Origin of the sequence: Rhizobium sp. NZLR8 (genome assembly GCF_019685025.1) — a bacterium.
Lineage (GTDB): Bacteria > Pseudomonadota > Alphaproteobacteria > Rhizobiales > Rhizobiaceae > Rhizobium.
In genome coordinates, this window is record NZ_JABDVY010000009.1 from 58,903 (window position 1) to 76,636 (window position 17,734).

Annotated in this window: 14 protein-coding genes; 11 read left to right on the forward strand and 3 right to left on the reverse strand. The window is 61.8% G+C overall.

Annotated elements, in window-relative coordinates; translation table 11 throughout:
• The first annotated feature begins 3 nt into the window (after window positions 1-3).
• The 4 genes from HJB89_RS19925 (at window position 4) to HJB89_RS19940 (ending at window position 4,499) form a co-directional block, all read left to right on the forward strand.
• Complete coding sequence (locus tag HJB89_RS19925) at window positions 4-1,212, forward strand: acetyl-CoA C-acetyltransferase (protein WP_221116147.1); 1,209 nt, start codon at window positions 4-6, stop codon at window positions 1,210-1,212.
• A gap of 2 nt (window positions 1,213-1,214) precedes the next feature.
• A complete protein-coding gene (locus HJB89_RS19930; protein ID WP_207582846.1) occupies window positions 1,215-1,598 on the forward strand; it encodes a cupin domain-containing protein in 384 nt (127 codons plus the stop codon).
• A gap of 16 nt (window positions 1,599-1,614) precedes the next feature.
• Window positions 1,615-3,828, forward strand: a complete 2,214-nt coding sequence (locus tag HJB89_RS19935; protein ID WP_221150431.1) for a 3-hydroxyacyl-CoA dehydrogenase NAD-binding domain-containing protein — start codon at window positions 1,615-1,617, stop codon at window positions 3,826-3,828.
• A 461-nt stretch (window positions 3,829-4,289) separates the two neighbouring features.
• Window positions 4,290-4,499, forward strand: a complete 210-nt coding sequence (locus tag HJB89_RS19940) for a cold-shock protein (protein ID WP_003545273.1) — start codon at window positions 4,290-4,292, stop codon at window positions 4,497-4,499.
• Between the two features lie 156 nt (window positions 4,500-4,655).
• On the opposite strand, the gene HJB89_RS19945 is transcribed toward HJB89_RS19940, so the two are convergent.
• Window positions 4,656-5,156: a MarR family winged helix-turn-helix transcriptional regulator gene (locus tag HJB89_RS19945; protein ID WP_207582848.1), complete on the reverse strand. Its 501-nt coding sequence runs from the start codon at window positions 5,154-5,156 to the stop codon at window positions 4,656-4,658.
• 58 nt (window positions 5,157-5,214) lie between these two features.
• Here HJB89_RS19945 and HJB89_RS19950 point away from each other — a divergent pair, with 58 nt between their 5' ends.
• The 3 genes from HJB89_RS19950 (at window position 5,215) to HJB89_RS19960 (ending at window position 8,826) form a co-directional block, all read left to right on the forward strand.
• Window positions 5,215-5,619, forward strand: a complete 405-nt coding sequence (locus HJB89_RS19950) for a GFA family protein (protein ID WP_207582849.1) — start codon at window positions 5,215-5,217, stop codon at window positions 5,617-5,619.
• A 121-nt stretch (window positions 5,620-5,740) separates the two neighbouring features.
• Window positions 5,741-6,205, forward strand: a complete 465-nt coding sequence (locus tag HJB89_RS19955; RefSeq protein WP_207582850.1) for a nuclear transport factor 2 family protein — start codon at window positions 5,741-5,743, stop codon at window positions 6,203-6,205.
• Between the two features lie 263 nt (window positions 6,206-6,468).
• Complete coding sequence (locus tag HJB89_RS19960) at window positions 6,469-8,826, forward strand: methyl-accepting chemotaxis protein (protein ID WP_221150432.1); 2,358 nt, start codon at window positions 6,469-6,471, stop codon at window positions 8,824-8,826.
• Between the two features lie 60 nt (window positions 8,827-8,886).
• Here the strand turns inward: HJB89_RS19960 and HJB89_RS19965 are convergent, their stop codons facing one another.
• Window positions 8,887-10,080: an MFS transporter gene (locus HJB89_RS19965; protein ID WP_221150433.1), complete on the reverse strand. Its 1,194-nt coding sequence runs from the start codon at window positions 10,078-10,080 to the stop codon at window positions 8,887-8,889.
• Window positions 10,081-10,270: 190 nt separating this feature from the next.
• On the opposite strand from HJB89_RS19965, the gene HJB89_RS19970 reads away from it, so the two are divergent.
• Window positions 10,271-10,828, forward strand: a complete 558-nt coding sequence (locus HJB89_RS19970) for a TetR/AcrR family transcriptional regulator (protein ID WP_207582853.1) — start codon at window positions 10,271-10,273, stop codon at window positions 10,826-10,828.
• A gap of 3 nt (window positions 10,829-10,831) precedes the next feature.
• On the opposite strand, the gene HJB89_RS19975 is transcribed toward HJB89_RS19970, so the two are convergent.
• Entirely contained in the window at window positions 10,832-14,335 is a 3,504-nt protein-coding gene (locus HJB89_RS19975; RefSeq protein ID WP_207582854.1) for a hybrid sensor histidine kinase/response regulator, read from the reverse strand.
• A 222-nt stretch (window positions 14,336-14,557) separates the two neighbouring features.
• Between HJB89_RS19975 and mscL the strand changes: the two genes are divergently transcribed.
• From mscL to galE, 3 genes are all read left to right on the forward strand, one after another.
• The gene (mscL, locus tag HJB89_RS19980; protein ID WP_207582855.1) at window positions 14,558-14,995 is read left to right on the forward strand and encodes a large conductance mechanosensitive channel protein MscL; all 438 of its coding nucleotides are present in this window, start codon (window positions 14,558-14,560) and stop codon (window positions 14,993-14,995) included.
• 329 nt (window positions 14,996-15,324) lie between these two features.
• A complete protein-coding gene (locus HJB89_RS19985; protein ID WP_207582856.1) occupies window positions 15,325-16,491 on the forward strand; it encodes a pyridoxal phosphate-dependent aminotransferase in 1,167 nt (388 codons plus the stop codon).
• 195 nt (window positions 16,492-16,686) lie between these two features.
• Window positions 16,687-17,721, forward strand: a complete 1,035-nt coding sequence (gene galE, locus HJB89_RS19990) for a UDP-glucose 4-epimerase GalE (RefSeq protein ID WP_207582857.1) — start codon at window positions 16,687-16,689, stop codon at window positions 17,719-17,721.
• Window positions 17,722-17,734 lie beyond the last annotated feature (13 nt).

Sequence of the window (17,734 nt, forward strand, 5' to 3'; positions counted from 1 at the left end):
AACATGACCGAGGTTTTTATTTACGACCACGTTCGCACGCCGCGCGGCCGCGGCAAGAAGGACGGCGCCCTGCATGAGGTGCCTTCCGTGCGCTTGGCGGCCAAGACGCTGGAAGCGATCCGCGACCGCAACGGGCTCGATACCACGACCGTCGACGACATCATCATGGGCTGTGTCGATCCGGTCATGGATGCCGGTGCCGTCATCCCCAAGGCAGCCGCCTTCGAAGCCGGTTATTCCACCAGGGCGCCCGGCATGCAGATCTCCAGATTCTGCGCCTCCGGCCTCGATGCCGTCAATTTCGGCGCCGGCAAGATTGCCCAAGGGGCCGACGACATCGTCATCGCGGGCGGCGTCGAAAGCATGTCCCGCGTCGGCCTCGGCATGTCCGGCGGCGCCTGGTTCATGGATCCCTCGGTGAATTTCCCGGCCTATTTCATGCCGCAGGGCGTCTCCGCCGATCTGATCGCCACCAAATATGGTTTCAGCAGAACCGATGTCGACGCCTACGCCGTCGAGAGCCAGAAGCGCGCTGGACATGCCTGGCAGCAGGGTTGGTTCGACAAGTCGGTCGTGCCGGTCAAGGATCAGAACGGCCTGACGATCCTTGATAAGGACGAGCATATGCGCCCCGGCACCGACATGCAGGCGCTTGCCTCCCTCAATCCCTCCTTCCAGATGCCCGGCGAGATGGGCGGGTTCGAGGCCGTCGGAATCCAGGCGCACCCGGAAATCGAGCGCATCAACTATGTCCACCATGCCGGCAATTCCTCAGGCATCGTCGATGGCGCCGGCGTCGTCCTGCTCGGCTCCAAGGCAGGCGGTCAGAGCATGGGCATGAAGCCGCGCGCCCGCATCAAAGCCTTCGCCAATATCGGCTCCGATCCGGCCCTGATGCTGACCGGACCGGTCGATGTCACCGAGAAGCTGCTGAAACGGACCGGCATGCGCCTTGCCGACATCGATCTCTTCGAGTTGAACGAGGCCTTCGCCGCCGTGGTGCTGCGCTATATGCAAGCCTTCGACATCGACCACGACAGGATCAACGTCAATGGCGGCGCCATCGCCATGGGTCATCCGCTCGGCGCCACCGGCGCGATGATCCTCGGCACGGTGCTGGACGAGCTCGAACGCCGCGACCTCAACACCGCGCTGGTGACGCTCTGCATCGGCGCCGGCATGGGTACCGCGACGGTTATCGAAAGGGTCTGACGATGAGCTTCAACACCGGCACGATCGAAACCGAATATGCCGAGGTCACCGAGCACTGGTCGCCCCGCGTCATTGCCGATCTCAACGGCCAGAGCGTCAAGCTCGCCAAGGTCCGGGGCCAGCTCGCCTGGCATTCTCACCGCGACGAGGACGAGCTTTTTCTCATCTGGAAGGGCGCGCTGACCATCGAATATCGCGACCGCCCGCATGTGCACCTGAACGCCGGCGATTTTCATGTCGTGCCGAGGGGCGTAGAGCATAATCCGGTGGCGGAGGAGGAATGCTGGATCGTGCTTTTCGAGCCATCGCAGACCAAGCATATCGGCGATGTAGTCACCGAAAAGACGAAGACAGTCGACGCGCAGCGCAGCCATTTGCCGGCCTGATCGGGGAGGAAACCCAATGACCTACATAAATTTCACGCTCGAAACCGACGCCGACGGCATCGCTCTCGTCATCTGGGACATGCCCGGCAAATCGATGAACGTCTTCACCGCGGAGGTGATGGCCGAGCTCGACGCCATCATCGATGCCACCACCACTGACGCCGCCGTCAAGGGTGTCGTCATTACCTCGGGCAAGTCCTCCTTCTCCGGCGGCGCCGATCTGTCGATGGTCAAGTCGACGTTCACTTTCTACCAGGATGAGAAAGAAAAGAGCCCGCAAACGGCCGTGCAGAAACTCTTCGACATGGTCGGCAGCATGACCGGCCTGTTTCGCAAGCTCGAAACATCGGGCAAGCCCTGGGTCTCCGCCATCAACGGCACCTGCATGGGCGGCGCCTTCGAAATGTCGCTCGCCTGCCACGGCCGCGTCGTCTCCAATGCCAAGAGCGTCAAGATCGCGCTGCCCGAGGTCAAGGTCGGCATCTTCCCCGGCGCCGGCGGCACACAGCGTGTGCCGCGCCTGGCGAACGCCCAGGATGCGCTGCAGATGATGACGACGGGCCAGTCGCTGACCGGCTCCCGCGCCAAGGCGATGAACCTCGTGCATCAGGTGGTCGAGCCGGACCAACTGATCCCCGCCGCCAAGCAGATGATCAAGGATGGCCTGAAACCGGTCGCCCCCTGGGACGAGAAGGGTTTCAAGGCGCCCGGCGGCGGCATCTGGACGCCGGCTTCAGCCCAGCTCTGGCCGGCGGCGCCGGCGATCCTGCGTCGGGAGACATCGGGCAATTATCCGGCAGCGCTTGCCATCCTGAAATGTGTCTATGAAGGCCTTCAGGTGCCGTTCGACACCGGCCTGAAGATCGAGCAGCGTTATTTCACCGAGGTGGTGCAGACCCGCGAAGCCTTCTCGATGATCCGTTCGCTGTTCATCTCCATGCAGGAACTCGGCAAGGGTGCGCGCCGTCCGGCCGGTCACCCGAAGACCGAGCTGAAACATGTCGGCGTCGTCGGCGCCGGCTTCATGGGCGCTTCGATCGCCTATGTTACGGCCGCCGCCGGCATTCCGGTGACGCTGATCGACCGTGACTTGGAGGCTGCTGCCAAGGGAAAGGCCGTCTGCGAAGGTCTCGCCAAGGATTCCGTCGGTAAGGGGCGATTTACGCAGCACGAGGCCGCAGCCCTGCTCTCTCGCATCACGCCCTCGGCCGATTACGCCGACCTCACCAATGCCGATCTGGTCATCGAGGCGGTGTTCGAGGATCGCCAGGTGAAGAAAGCGGTGATCGAGGCTGTGGAAGCCGTGCTGCCGCAAGGAGCGATCTTAGCCTCTAATACCTCGACCCTGCCGATTACCGGGCTGGCGAAGAATTCCAAGCGCCCGGCCGATTTCATCGGCATCCATTTCTTCTCGCCGGTGGAAAAGATGATGCTGACCGAGGTCATCCTCGGTAAGGAGACCGGCGACAGGGCGCTGGCCGTCGCTCTCGACTATGTCGCGGCGATCAAGAAGACGCCGATCGTCGTCAACGACACCCGCGGCTTCTTCGTCAATCGCTGCGTGCTGCGTTACATGTCGGAAAGCTACGACATGCTGATCGAAGGCGTGCCGCCCGCGATGATCGAGAATGCCGCCAAGATGGCCGGCATGCCGGTGGGTCCGTTGGCACTCAACGACGAGGTCGCCATCGATCTCTCGCTGAAAATCCTCAAGGCCACGGCCGCCGATCTCGGCGAGAAGGCGATCGACCTCAGGCATATGGAACTGATCTCCCGCATGGTGGAAAAGGAGGGCCGCTTAGGCCGCAAGAATTCCAAGGGCTTCTACGATTATCCGCCGAAACCGGCCAAGAAATCGCTTTGGCCCGAGTTGAAGAGCCTCTACCCGCAGAAGAAAGCGGATGACGTCGACATCGCCGTTCTCAAGCAACGCTTCCTTGTCACCATCGCGCTCGAAGCCGCCCGCACCGTCGAGGAAGGCATCGTCACCGATCCGCGCGAGGCCGACGTCGGCTCGATCCTCGGCTTCGGCTTCGCGCCCTATACCGGCGGGGCGCTGAGTTATATCGACGGGATGGGCGCGAAGGCCTTCGTGGAACTGGCGGAGAAGTTAGCTGAGGCTTACGGAGACCATTTCAAGCCGACGTCATTGTTGAAAGACTTGGCCGCCAATGGTGAGACTTTTTACGGACGGTTCGATCCCTATGCAGGGGCGAAGGCAGCGGCGTAAGCCGTTTCGCGGTGTGGGTTTTGAGGGGGCAATCTTTACCGTCATACCGTGGCCGCCCCCTCTGCCCTGCCGGGCATCTCCCCCACAAGTGGGGAGATTGGCTGGGCGCGAGGATCTCCCCGAATCTTGTCCGTCACGGCTAGTCGCAGGAGAGGTCCGGTGGGCGGGCTACTTGCCGATCTCCCCACCTGTGAGGGAGATGCCCGGCAGGGCAGAGGGTGCCGCCGCGGCACGACGGCAAAGACCCTTTCGCCCCAAGAGCACGAACTCGACTTTTCCGTGTTGCGGCCTTGTCACGGACACAATTTCCGATTAAACGTTCACGCATCGATCTTGCTAGATGAACTTTGAAACGACGCTCGCGTCGTTCCTGGCGAACTTCCTCCAAAATCGGTTTTCATCGCCGCTCGGCATTTGCCCGGGCGGCAATCTTCTATGAACGATTCGAAAAGGATATCGTCATGAGCACAGGTACCGTTAAGTGGTTCAACGCAACCAAGGGCTTCGGCTTCATTCAGCCGGATGACGGCGCTGCCGACGTTTTCGTCCACATCTCGGCCGTTGAACGCGCCGGCATGCGTGACCTCAAGGATGGCCAGAAGCTGTCTTACGAGCTCGTCCGCGACAACAAGTCCGGCAAAATGTCGGCAGACCGCCTCCAGGCGGCTTAAGTTTGGCGCGTCCTCTCGGACGCGTGGAGCTTTGAATATCATCTCCGGATCGTGACCACGGATGTACTGGCACGGTTCGTTGAGATGGCAGGGAAGGTCGGGTTAGCCCGGCCTTTTTTATTTGCGTCAGCCTCGGCCGTATCACCGCAAGGCCAATCAGCCTCCGGGCGCCCCGTCAGCCTCCAGCATCTCCATGACCCGCAGCATCACCGCCCGCGCCGCATCGAGCTCGGCTGACGTAAACGCAGCACCCAGCCCGTCCGCCCATCCGGCCTGCGCCACCTCGATTACCCCCAGCCGTGCGGTCCCTTCCGCCGTCAGCCGCACCAGCTTGGCCCGCTGGTGCTGCGGGTTCTCCGCATAGGCGATCAGCCCTTCACCCTCCAGCACATCGGCAAGCCGTTGCACGCCCTGGCGAGCGAGGCCGAGCGCGCGGGCGATCTGCGCCACCGACATGTCGCCGCGCCTTGCCGCGGCCAGCACCTGCCAGCGGGCGCTTGTCTGTCCTGCAGGCTTTGCCAGCTGGTCGCCCGCCGCCGTCAGATGGCCGGCCAGGCGAAGGGCGGTGATTGCGAAAGCGGAAAAGGCATTCCCTTCCATCGTCCGCTCCGGTCGATTCTGTTTGACAACATGTTGTCTATTTTGTATCTCATTCATAGTGACAACATATTGTCATATCGAGGCACTGAACGCAATATTGAAGGAGGAGCGCGCCATGAAGAAAACCTACAAGGGAAGCTGCCACTGCGGCAGAGTGCACTACGAGGTGGATATCGACCTCGAGGAGGGCACCGGCCGCTGCAATTGTTCGATCTGCGCCAAGCGGCGCTATTGGGGCGCCAACGTCAAGCCCGAGGATTTTCGTCTGACGTGCGACGAGGCGGAAACGGCTGACTACCAGTTCAACACGATGAGCGGTCACCACCGCTTCTGTCGCACCTGCGGCGTGCCCGCCTTTGGCGACGGTTATGTCGAGGCGATCGGCGGCGCCTATGTCTCGATCAACATCGCCTGCCTCGACGATATCACCCCTGAGGAACTGGCAGCACTGCCGGTCCGTTATTACGACGGCAGGCATGATGCCTGGTGGAACGAACCGGCGGTGACGAGTTATCTCTGAGGCGATTCCGGCAAGACTGCGCGGCGGTTTTGCGTCCGGAATTACGAAAACGGAAATGCATCCTTGTCGGATCGTCCTCTTGCCGTTCGTCCTCTGTCTATAACGGAAAAGGAGAACGGTTGTGAAAGACGAAGCCAATGTCAGGCACGAAGAAGAGGCGATCATCGCCATGCTGATGATGCGGGCCAAGGCGCTCAGCGAAAAGAACGCCGAGGAGGCGCTGTCCTATGAGGTCGAGGATTCCGTCGAGTTCTCGCTGGCGCCGCCGCTCGTCAGCAATGGCAAGGACGCGGCCGGCCTACAGGCCTGGTTCGATACCTGGGAAGGCCCGATCGGCGGCGAAGTGCGCGATGCCAGATTGACGGTCGGCGGGGATGTCGCCTTCTGGAGTGGTCTCCTGCGCATGACCGGGACCAAGACCGATGGGGCCGAGGTCGATCTCTGGTTCCGCCAGACCCTCGGCCTCGTCAAGCGGGATGGCCGCTGGCTGGTTGCCCATCAGCACGCCTCGGTGCCCTTCGCCATGGATGGCAGCGGCCGCGCGCTGCTCGATCTGAAACCGCAAAGTGCAGACCCTGTTGAATAATTCCGTTGCCGGTCAAGCATGTCGCACAGACCGCGCAGCGGTTTTACGGCAAAGACATACGCAAAAAACAAAGACCTAAAGCGCGAGGAGCGAATCTGAAAGATCGCGACGCGCTTTAGAGAATAAGAACTTTGTTTTAATCAAATTTTGCAAGCATGGAGATTGGGAGGCCTTCAGTTTCTGCTGGATGACGGTTGTTTATACGTGCCGGCGAATTGGACTTAAGGCGTGCGTCAGTACAGCAGCGAAGGCGGGCGGAGAACATGCTTTTCAAGTCTACGACAAGTCGCAATCTTTTTTCTGTGGCGGCCTGTGGCGTCATCGCCGTTATTGTCGCTTCCAGCGTCATTTTCTATCGGTCCTATACCGAAATTCGCGGCGGCAGCATCGAACAGATGCGCCAGATCGCGACGGCCGAAGCGCTGAAAGTCGAAAAGAATATCGGCGGTACCGTGCATATCGTCGACGGACTTGATGTCGTGCTGACCACGATGAAGCAGATGGGCGACACCGATCGTGCCAGGGCGGACAAGGTCTTGCTCAACCTGCTGCAAGCCAACCCCCCCGTCCTTGGGACTTGGACCGGATGGGAGCCGAATGCTTTCGACGGCAAGGACAAGGATTATGTCGGCAAGGAAGGACACGACGCGACGGGCCGCTATGTGCCCTATTGGGTGCGGAGCGGGGGGCAGATTGCCAATACCGCGTTGACCGATTATACCGTGGCTGGAGCGGGCGACTACTATCAGCTGCCGTTCACGCAGCGCAAAACCGTTGTCATCGAGCCGTATTCTTATGCGATCGATGGAAAAGACGTCTTGATGACCTCTGTCACCAAGCCGATTGTCATCGACGGCAAGGCGGTGGGCGTTGCAGGCCTTGACCTTTCGCTTCAGGACACCAACAAGGCGCTGTCAGCCGTTCGACCGATGGGAGCGGGCTTCCTTGGCCTGGTGACCAGTGCCGGCAAGATCGTCAGCCATCCGGATGCAGGCCTCATCGGCAAGAGCCTTTCCGAGACGGGAGCAAAGACTGCGGAGTGGGATCGTCTTATCGCCAATCCCGGTGTTGAGCGTGAGGTGACCAATGAGGACGGCAGCGTATCGCTGGCGATTGCGGTCGCGGTCAAGCTTGCCGAGAGCTCGGATTGGTATGCGATCGTTTCGGTCCCGAAGGCAACACTCTTCGGGCCTCTGTATGCGGTGGTGCGGGATGCCATTCTCGCAACAGGCTTGGCGGCCTTGCTGCTCGGCGTCGCCGGTTGGCTGATCGCACGTCGGTTCGTCGGTCGGATTTCCAGCGTCATCGGCGAGACTGCCGAGATTGCCGCAGGTAAACTCGATGTGAACCTGAAGGACAGCGACGCGAAGGACGAAATCGGCGACCTGTCGCGCTCGCTGAAGGCGCTGCTGGAGGGCAATCGCGAAAAGGCGCGGCTGGAGGCCGCGGCAGAAGAAAACCGCGCGCTGCAGGAAAAGGAGCGTGCAGAGCGCGCTCGGATCGACCAGGCCCAGGAAGCCGACGTCAAATTCGCCGTCGGTGAATTGGCGCTTGGCCTGGCGAAGCTTGCCGAAGGCGACATGACGAGCGCACTCGAGCATCCTTTCGCTGCGACGCTTGACGAGACCCGCATCAATTTCAACGAGTCGGTCGTCAAATTGCGTTCGGCGCTGGTGTCATTCTCGCAAAATGCCGAGGTCATCCAAAGCGGCACCGAGGAGATCCGTTCTGCGGCCGACGATCTTGCGCGGCGTACGGAACAGCAGGCTGCCTCCGTTGAAGAAACTGCCGCGGCGCTCGAGCAGATCACCACATCCGTCAAGGATTCCACGGCGCGTGCCGAAGAAGCAGGATCGATGGTTGTTCGCACGAAGGAAAATGCCGAACGGTCCGGCCAGATCGTGCAGCGGGCTGTCGAAGCGATGAACGACATCGAACAGTCGTCCAAGTCGATCTCGAATATCATCGGCGTCATCGACGAGATCGCCTTCCAGACAAACCTGCTTGCGCTGAATGCCGGCGTCGAGGCCGCGCGCGCCGGTGAAGCCGGCAAGGGCTTCGCCGTCGTCGCCCAGGAAGTCCGTGAGCTGGCGCAGCGCTCGGCTGGCGCAGCCAAGGAGATCAAGGCGCTGATCGGCGCTTCGGGCGGCCAGGTGCGACATGGTGTTGCCCTGGTGCGCGAGACCGGCGATGCCTTGGACGGGATTGTTCAAGAGGTGCAGCAGATCGACCGCAATGTCCACGCGATCGTTCAATCCGCACGCGAGCAGTCGACCGGCCTTCAGGAAATCAATACCGCCGTCAATCAGATGGATCAGGCGACGCAGAAGAATGCGGCCATGGTGGAGGAGTCGAATGCGGCAGCCCACACGCTCGCGACCGAAGTCTCTGCCCTGTCCGGACGGTTGGGCCAGTTTCGCCTCGATACCGGCATGGGCATGACGTCGGCAATATCGCGTTCGAATGCGCCGCGTTCGATCGCCGCTCCGAAAATCGTATCATCGCACACGTCCATCCCTGTTCCCTCTCCGGCCCGTGCGTTGAAGAAGACGCTGGCGACCGCTCTCGGTGGCGGCTCAAAGGCAACCGCTCCGGCCGACCACGGCTGGGAGGACTTCTGATCCGTTCGGTTCAGCGGAACGGAGACGGTTCCCTCGCCACGGCTGGTCGCCGTCATGCCCTCACGCGGCCGCCTTCCGACGGCCGGCGCGAAGCCCCAGTAGTCCGACGCCCATCAGCAACAGGATGGCCGTCGCATAGATATCCGTCGTCAGCGCATATCCGGCCGATTTCGCCAGGAACCCGGCAAGGATCGCCGGCAGGCTGAAGGCGAGATAGCTCTGGATATAGAAGGCAGACAAAAGCCCGGCCCGCTCATCCGCCTTGGCGAGCGGCATGATGGTGCCGATCGAACCGAGGAAATTGGTTCCGAAACCGGCGCCGGTGAAGACCGTGCCGATGAGAAGCAGCGGCACATTGGCGAGATGCACGCCGGCAACGACCGTCAAAATACCGAGCGTTTTGGCCGACACGCCGAAACCGAGATTGGCCGAGGCCGACTTGCTGCGTCTGAGATAGACGGCGCTCGCCCCGCTCGCCATCAGCGCAGTCACGACGGCCCCGCCGGTCAGCGGCGCGCCGCTACCGGTGGTGCTGGCGACCAGCGACGGGACCAGCGAGAGATAGAAGCCGGCGAGCGTGCAGTTGGCGATGTTGATCGGCGTCACCAGCGACAGTGGCCGTTTCACCTGCTGGGGAATGGCGACCCTGGGGATCAGCGAATCGAGCGCGCCCGGCCGCGTGCCGCCGGTCTCGTGCGTCAACCAGATGCCCGCTGCCAGCAGCGTGAAGGCAAGGAGCAACAGCGCATAGGTGAGATGCATCGGGAAGGGGCCGTATTGGATCAAGGCGCTGGTGCCGACCGCCCCCACCGCCATGCCGCAAAGCGGCGCGATCGAATTGACGATTTGCCCCTTTGCCCGGTCGACATCGACGAGCGCCGCGCCGATCGAGGCGCCGGCGATCCCGGTTGCAATACCCTGGACGATCCGCGCCGCGATCAGCCAGCCGGGCCCGTTGGCGACGACGAAGAGCGCCATGGCGATGATTTCGAGCACGAGGGCGAAAAAGATCACCGGCTTGCGGCCGAGATGGTCGGAGATCGAACCGGCGGTCAAAAGCGCCGCCAGCAGCGCGAATGCGTAGATCGCGAAGACCACCGTGATCAGCACAGGCGAGAGCGAGAAATTCTGCTGATAGATCCGATAGAGCGGCGTCGGCGCCGCGGAGGCGCCGAAGAAGGTGGCGAGTGTCAGCGCATGAAAACCGATCGAGGGCCTCTGCGCATTCCCGGTGGATTTGGCTGCGGCGACCATATATAAGCCCTCTTAAAGCTAAGCCGTTGCGTTAGCTCCATGTAGGGCGAATGCATGGTAAAGGCAAATTCTTTGCGTTCATGGTTCTGTCAAAGATTTTGAACCATGGTATGCCTGTCGCCCGGAAGTGTGCAGCGGTTCCGGGATAACGACATGCATAAAACAAAGAAACGAAAGTTGGATTGCAGGCATGGCGGTAAAAGAGAATCTCCGTCCGGGCGGCAGAAGCGCGCGGGTTCAGGCATCGGTTCACAAGGCGGTCCATGAGCTGTTGGCCGAGATGATCCGCGCTGAGGTGACGATCCCGCTGATCGCTGCCAAGGCGGGTGTGACACCGTCGACCATCTATCGCCGTTGGGGTGACCTGCAGGCGCTTCTTGCCGACGTTGCCGTCGAGCGGCTGCGGCCGGATATGCAGCCGGTCGATGCCGGCAGCGGCAAGGCGGACCTCGAAGCCTGGGCCGAGCAATATGCCGAGGAAATGTCGTCCGGGCCGGGCCGCGAGATGATCCGCGACGTGCTGGCGGCGCAAACGGGCGCAAATGCCTGCAAATGCTGCGAATATACCCGCCAGCAGATCGTCGTCATCGCCGAAAGGGCGAAGGCTCGTGGTGAGGTCTTTCCGGATCTCGACCGCGTCATGGATCAGGTCGTGGCGCCGATCATGTACCGCATCCTGTTCGGAGACGTGCCGGATGCGGCGCGGGTCCGTGATCTCATCGCGCGCGTCATGGACGCTGCGGACTGACTCTTACTCCGCGGCCGCGCGCTTCAAGCCGGAAATCTGGGTAATATAGGCGCGCAGTGCTGCCGGCCGCACCGGTTTGTGCTGAACGGCGATGTCGTATTTCTCGGCCTCGCTGCGCACCTCCGGCGTGCGGTCGGCCGTAATCATCAGCGCAGGAATGTCGGCGCCGAACTGCCGGCGAAGATGCAGGATTGCGGCAATCCCGGTGCCGTCGTCGAGATGATAATCGGCGATGACGAGATCCGGCGGCCCGCCATGGCCGTCGCTCGATATCACCTCGGCGAGACTATCCAGCGCCTCCACCTCGCAGCCCCAGCCGTTGAGCAGCAGCCGCATACCTTCGAGAATCTTTGGTTCGTTATCGATGCAGAGGATCTTCAGCCCCTTGAGCGGCTGTCCCGGACGGTCGGCAGCAGTGGTTGCCGCTGTAGCCTCCGCGGGGCGCGAAATGTCGAGCGGCATGGAGATGCGGAATTCCGTGCCCTTGCCATGCGTCGAGTGCAGTTCGACCGGATGGTTGAGCACGCGGGCGATGCGGTCGACGATCGAAAGACCGAGCCCGAGGCCGGAGGCGGTTTTGGCGCCTTCGTCCAGCCGGGCGAATTCCTTGAACACCGTGCGGAATTTCGACGGCGGAATGCCGATTCCGGAATCGATTACCTGAATGATCACGTGGTTGCCGCGCCGCCGCGCTCCGACCAGCACCTTGCCCGTGTTCGTGTATTTGATGGCATTGGAAACGAGGTTCTGCACCAGCCGGCGCAGAAGATTGGGGTCGGAGCGCACCCGAAGCGATGTCGGCATGACCACCAGCTTCAGCTGTTTCTCGCGGGCAATCGGCGCGAAATCGGTCTCGATCCGCTCCAACAGGTCGGAAAGTGCCACGGCGGCAAGCCGCGGCCGCATGGCGCCGGTATCGAGCCTGGATATATCGAGCACGGCGCCAAGAATGGTTTCGACCGATTCCAGCGCGGAATCGATGTTGCGCACGATCGGGCTGTTGTCTGATTGCGCCATGCGCTCGACCAGCGCCGAGGAATAAAGCCTGGCGGCGTTCAGCGGCTGCAGAATATCGTGGCCGGCAGCGGCGAAAAAACGGGTCTTGCCGATATTCGCCTCGTCGGCGGCGGCGCGCGCCTCGGCGAGTTCGTGGTTGACGCGGGTCAACTCGGCGGTGCGTTCGGCGACACGCTGCTCCAGCGTCTCATTCGCCTGTTTCAGCGCCTGGTCAGCGCTGACGCGCTGGGTGATGTCGGTGAAGGTCGCGACAATGCCCTTGTCGGGCATGGCGTTGGAGCGGACCTCGATGATCCGCTCGCCGCCGCTGAGCACCAGTGCGAAGGGTTTGTCCAGTGTCAGGAAATGCCGTACCGTCTGATTGAGATCGCCGGGCGCGATGTCGCCGCGCTCACTCAGCGTGGTGACAATGTCGGCGAGGGGAAAACCGACCTGGCCGGCACTTTCCGGCAGGTCCAGCAATTGCCGGAAGCGCCGGTTCCAGATCGTCAGCCGGTTGGAACTGTCGAACACCGCAATGCCTTGATCCATCTGCGAAAGGGCGGTCTGCAGCATATCCTGGTTATATTGCAGCGCCTCGCTTGCCTGGTCGAGCAGCCAGGCGGTGTCGGAAGAGGCATCCTCGATCTTCTGCAGGATCAACGACAGCACGAGCCGGGCCGAGGACGAGCCGATGGCGCTGCCGAGCAGCTGCTCGCTGAAATGGATGAGCGCCATGTCGGCCGGCTGTTCGTCCCCTAGCTTGCGGCCGGAGCTTTGTTCGTAAGTCGTCAATGAGCGCTGCATGCGCTCTTCGCCGAGATAGCGCGAGATCGCCGCTTTGAGATCGCCGACGCTGATGCGGGTCTTCCAGCCGCGCGTGGCAAATTGCGAGCGCGAATGCCGCTTGACGAAGATGCCGGCCTGGATGCGTTCTAGCGGCCGGGCATTGCGGGTGAGCGAGCCGACGACGAAGAAGGCGGTGTTGACGAGCAGGCTCATCGCCGTTGCATTGACCAGCGGATCGGCGTCGGCTGCGCTGAACAATGTCGTCCCGGGAAAGATAAAGCCGAGCACGGCGCTCGCCACATAGGAATAATCGGGACCGCCGAGCGATGGCAGGAACAGCAGGTAGATCCAGATGATGAAGCCGGAGGAAAGCCCGAGGATCGCGCCGCGCGCATTCGCCCGCCGCCAGATCAGCCCGCCGATGAGGGCAGGGGCGATTTGCGCGATCGCGGCAAAGGAAAGAAGGCCGATCGAGGCCAGGCCGGCGGTGCTGTCGGTCGAGCGGTAATAGGCGTAGCCGAACAGCAGCACGGCGAAAATCGCGCTGCGGCGGATGTTGAGCAGCGTCTTGGCGAAATTGTCGCGCTGGCTGGCGCGGCCGGCGAGTTTGCGCCTCAGGAAGATCGGCATGATGATATCGTTCGACACCATGATCGACAGCGCCACGGAATCGACGATGACCATCGCCGTTGCGGCGGAGAAGCCGCCGATGAAGGTGATCAGCGACACCACAGGCATCTCACCGGCAAGCGGCAGCGACAGCATGTAGAAATCGGCGTTGCCCGCGCCGCCGAAGGTCAGCAGTCCGCCGATCGCCACCGGCAACACGAAGAGATTGATGGCGATGAGGTAGGTGGGAAACAGGAAGCCGGCGAGTTTCAGCTGTTTCGGCGTTCGGTTTTCGACGACCGTCACGTGGAATTGCCGCGGCAGCAGGATGATCGCGAAGGCCGAGAGGAGGATCAGCGTGATCCAGCGGCTGATCGGCGTATGGTAGTTGAGCGCCGACATGACCAGCTCGTTGTCGACAGTCTTCTGCCAGAGATCGGTCGGGCCATCGAAGAGAAACCAGATGACGCAGACGCCGGCGGTCAGGAAGGCGACGAGCTTGACCACGGATTCCATCGAGACTGCGAGGATCAGGCCGTCCTGGTGTTCCGTCGCATCCGTATGCCGCGTGCCGAACATGATGGCGAAGCAGGCAAGCACCAGCGTCGCGATGAGCGGCAGGTCCAGGAAGTAGAGATTGCCGCTGCCGATGCCGTAATCGGACGGGTTGACCATGGCGCTAACGGTGCTGGAGATCGCCTTGAGCTGTAGCGCGATATAAGGAATGGTGCCGATCAGCGAGATCAGCGCGACGATCGTTGCGACCGTCGGGTTTTTGCCGTAGCGCGCGGCGACGAAATCGGCAACCGAGGTGAGCTTCTCGGCCTTGGCGAGCTCGATGATCCGGCGAAGCAGCGGCATGGCGAGCGTGAAGACCAGGATCGGGCCGATATAGATGCCGGCAAATTCCAGGCCGCGCTGCGCCGCAAGCCCGACGCTGCCGAAATAGGTCCAGGAGGTGCAGTAGATCGCCAGGCTCAGCGCATAGACCACCGGCCATCCGCCTTCGAGCCCGCCCTGGCCGCGCTTCTTGCGGTCGCCATAGCTTGCCACGGCGAAAAGCAGGAGCAGATAGCCGAAGGCAGACGCGAATATGACCCAGCCTGGAAGCATTGACCCTCCGCCGGCGGAAAACCCGCCGGGACCTCCCGCAACTTGGAGCAGCTTAAGTCATTTCAGGTGCTTTGAAAATTCCTGCCCGTCTAGGCCTTAAGTCAAAGACCGCCAGAGGTATCGCCAAATAATTGCGATTGCCGATTGATTAATTGCAGTGAAGATGTAGCTAATAAAATCCATCGTATACTCTCTGAAATGGATCGAAGGGGGACGGATCCGATGCTCAACGACTTCAAGGCCTTTATCGCCCGCGGCAATGTCATGGATCTTGCAGTCGGCGTCATCATCGGCGGCGCCTTCGGCGGCATCGTCAAATCCTTGGTCGACGACCTGATCATGCCGATTGTCGGCGCCATTTTCGGCGGCTTCGATTTCTCGAATTACTTTCTGCCACTTGCGTCGGCCGTCAACGCGCCGACGCTTGCCGCCGCCCGCGCGCAAGGGGCGGTCTTTGCCTATGGCAGCTTCCTCACCGTTCTGATCAACTTCCTCATTCTCGCCTGGATCATCTTCCTGATGGTCAGGGGCGTGAATTATCTGCGCCTGCAGGTCGAGCGCCAGGAAAAGGCCGCACCGGAAGAGCTGCCCCCGCCGCCCGCCGACGTCCAGCTGCTGACCGAAATCCGCGATCTCCTCGCCAAGCGCCCGACGGCCTGATCGTGGCTGAAGGCTGCCCCTCACCCTAGCCCAACCGGGGGTCGAGCCGCTGGTCTCGACCCGTCCTTCGGACCCCGGTAAAAAACGGGGAGAGGGGACGTGCCCTGCGAGAGCTTACCGAGGAACGGAGAGGTCGCGGCACACCCCCTTCGCTCCGTTTACCGGGAGCAGGGGCCGGCAGGCGGATGAAGGGCGAGCGTGGATCTCCTGGCGTGCTTCACCACGCCGGCGCGGCCCGACCATTCATCACGAAAATCGATATTCCATCACTGGATATCATGGGATTTGCCGACGCAAATCCACTATGAAGGCGGAAACCGGAGATATGCATGTCGATCGTGAAGAGCCTCAGCCCGCGCGCCATAGCGGCGCCCGAAAGCGGGATCGTCGAAGTCGTCAACTATGCCCGTGGCCGCGAAGGCCTGCTGCCTCTCTGGGTGGGTGAAGGCGACCTGCCGACGCCTGATTTCATCAGCAGAGCGGCGATGGCCGCGCTTGCTTCAGGCGAGACCTTCTACACATGGCAGCGCGGCATTCCCGAGCTTCGCCAGGCGCTTTCGGATTATTACTTCAGACATTTCGGAATCCGGCTTCCGGTCGAGCATTTCTATGTCACCGGTTCCGGCATGCAGGCGATCCAGATCGCCGTGCAGACGCTGACCTCGCCGGATGACGAACTGGTTTACTTCACCCCCGCCTGGCCGAATATCGCTGCCGCCCTCGAAATCTCGGGCGCGCGCTCCGTCGGCGTCGAGCTGCAGTTCGAAGGCGGCAAATGGGCGGTCGATCTGAACCGCGTCGAAGCTGCCATCACGCCGAAGACCAGGGGCATCTTCGTCAACACGCCGTCGAACCCGACGGGCTGGACGGCGACGAAGAAGGATCTTGCCGACATCCTGGCGCTCGCCCGCCGGCACGATCTCTGGATCATGGCGGATGAAATCTACGCTCTCTATTATTTTGCCGGCGGTCGGGCGCCTTCTTTCCTCGATGTGATGGAGCCGGACGACAAGATCCTCTTCGTCAATTCCTTCTCGAAGAACTGGTCGATGACCGGCTGGCGCGTCGGTTGGATCGTCGCCCCGCCCGAGATGGGCCAGGTGCTCGAAAACCTCATCCAGTATTCGACATCGGGCGTGGCGCAGTTCATGCAGAAGGGCGCCGTCGCAGCTCTGAATGAAGGCGACGATTTCGTCGCTGCCAATATCGCCAAGGCGGCCCGCTCCCGCGATATTCTCTGCGACGCGCTTGTCGCCACCAACCGCGTCGAGACGCTGAAACCGGACGGCGCGCTTTACGCCTTCCTCAAGATCGACGGCGTCGCCGACAGCCGCAGCGCCGCCATCGATATCGTCGACAAGACAGGCGTCGGCCTTGCCCCCGGCACCGCGTTCGGCGCTGGCGGCGAACTCTTCCTGCGCGCCTGTTTCCTGCGCGACCCTGCGCAGGTGGCGGTCGCGGCCGAGCGTCTCTGCGACTATATCCTCAAGCGTTGAGAAGCGGCTCGATCGGGCGATTTCGTGCCGGAATCGCCCGATCGATAAAACTTGAACAAAGCCCGAAATCGGCCTCTAACCACAAGTCCAAACATACCGGTTCAAAGGGCCTCGAACGGCCATTCGATAAGAAAATTGGAAAGAAAAACCGGGCCTGATGCCCCTGCTTATCAAACGAAAGCAGGGATGCGGGTCATGGCGGTTTTGGTGACGGGCGGCGCCGGATATATCGGCAGTCACATGGTTTGGGCGCTGCTCGATGCAGGTGAAGATGTGGTCGTGCTCGACCGCCTCTCCACGGGCTTTCGCTGGGCCGTGGCGCCGGCGGCGCGCTTCTATCTCGGCGACGTCGCTGATGCCGACATATTGAAGAAGATCTTCATCGAAAACGATATCGAGGCGATCATCCATTTCGCCGGTTCCGCCGTTGTCCCGGTCTCGGTTGCCGATCCGCTCTCCTATTATGACAACAACTCAGGCAAGACCCGGGCGCTGCTTTCGGCCTCGGTCGAGGCCGGGATCCGAAACTTCGTCTTCTCCTCGACGGCGGCCGTTTACGGTCAGCAAAAGACCGACCTTCCGGTGAAGGAGACGGCCTCCCTCAATCCGGAAAATCCTTACGGCCAATCGAAGCTGATGACCGAGTTCATGCTGCGCGATGCCGCCGCCGCCTATGATTTCAACTACGTCGCGCTGCGTTATTTCAACGTCGCCGGCGCCGATCCTGATCACCGGGCCGGCCAGTCGACCTCAGGCGCCACCCACCTCATCAAGGTTGCCTGCGAGGCGGCGCTCGGCAGGCGCGACAGCGTCAGCGTCTATGGTATCGATTATCCCACCCATGACGGCACCGGCGTGCGCGACTACATCCATGTCACCGATCTTGTCGATGCGCATCTGAAGGCGCTGCAGCATCTGCGCAGGGGCAAGGGCTCGCTCGTTGCCAATTGCGGTTATGGCAGCGGCTATTCCGTGCTCGACGTGCTGAACATGATCACGCGCCTGCACGGACATTCCTTCAAGATCCACATGGCGCCGCGGCGCGCCGGCGATTCGGCCAGCGTCGTCGCCGATGCTTCGCTCGCCCGGCAGGTGCTCGACTGGAGGCCCCGGCACGATTCGCTCGAAACCATCGTCCAGAGTTCGCTCGACTGGGAAATCTTCCTGTCGAACAGAAACGTCGACGACCTGCACAGCATCCACCGGGCACTGGCAGCCGCTTCGTTCTGAGTGGTGCTTGGAA

Excerpts from the sequence above, each read along its gene's own strand:
- mscL (WP_207582855.1), top strand. The coding sequence starts at position 14,558 with ATGCTCAACGACTTCAAGGCCTTTATCGCCCGCGGCAATGTCATGGAT.
- HJB89_RS19940 (WP_003545273.1), top strand. The coding sequence starts at position 4,290 with ATGAGCACAGGTACCGTTAAGTGGTTCAACGCAACCAAGGGCTTCGGC.
- HJB89_RS19970 (WP_207582853.1), top strand. The coding sequence starts at position 10,271 with ATGGCGGTAAAAGAGAATCTCCGTCCGGGCGGCAGAAGCGCGCGGGTT.
- HJB89_RS19945 (WP_207582848.1), bottom strand. The coding sequence starts at position 5,156 with ATGAATGAGATACAAAATAGACAACATGTTGTCAAACAGAATCGACCG.
- HJB89_RS19925 (WP_221116147.1), top strand. The coding sequence starts at position 4 with ATGACCGAGGTTTTTATTTACGACCACGTTCGCACGCCGCGCGGCCGC.
- HJB89_RS19960 (WP_221150432.1), top strand. The coding sequence starts at position 6,469 with ATGCTTTTCAAGTCTACGACAAGTCGCAATCTTTTTTCTGTGGCGGCC.
- HJB89_RS19975 (WP_207582854.1), bottom strand. The coding sequence starts at position 14,335 with ATGCTTCCAGGCTGGGTCATATTCGCGTCTGCCTTCGGCTATCTGCTC.
- HJB89_RS19950 (WP_207582849.1), top strand. The coding sequence starts at position 5,215 with ATGAAGAAAACCTACAAGGGAAGCTGCCACTGCGGCAGAGTGCACTAC.
- HJB89_RS19965 (WP_221150433.1), bottom strand. The coding sequence starts at position 10,080 with ATGGTCGCCGCAGCCAAATCCACCGGGAATGCGCAGAGGCCCTCGATC.
- galE (WP_207582857.1), top strand. The coding sequence starts at position 16,687 with ATGGCGGTTTTGGTGACGGGCGGCGCCGGATATATCGGCAGTCACATG.
- HJB89_RS19935 (WP_221150431.1), top strand. The coding sequence starts at position 1,615 with ATGACCTACATAAATTTCACGCTCGAAACCGACGCCGACGGCATCGCT.
- HJB89_RS19930 (WP_207582846.1), top strand. The coding sequence starts at position 1,215 with ATGAGCTTCAACACCGGCACGATCGAAACCGAATATGCCGAGGTCACC.
- HJB89_RS19985 (WP_207582856.1), top strand. The coding sequence starts at position 15,325 with ATGTCGATCGTGAAGAGCCTCAGCCCGCGCGCCATAGCGGCGCCCGAA.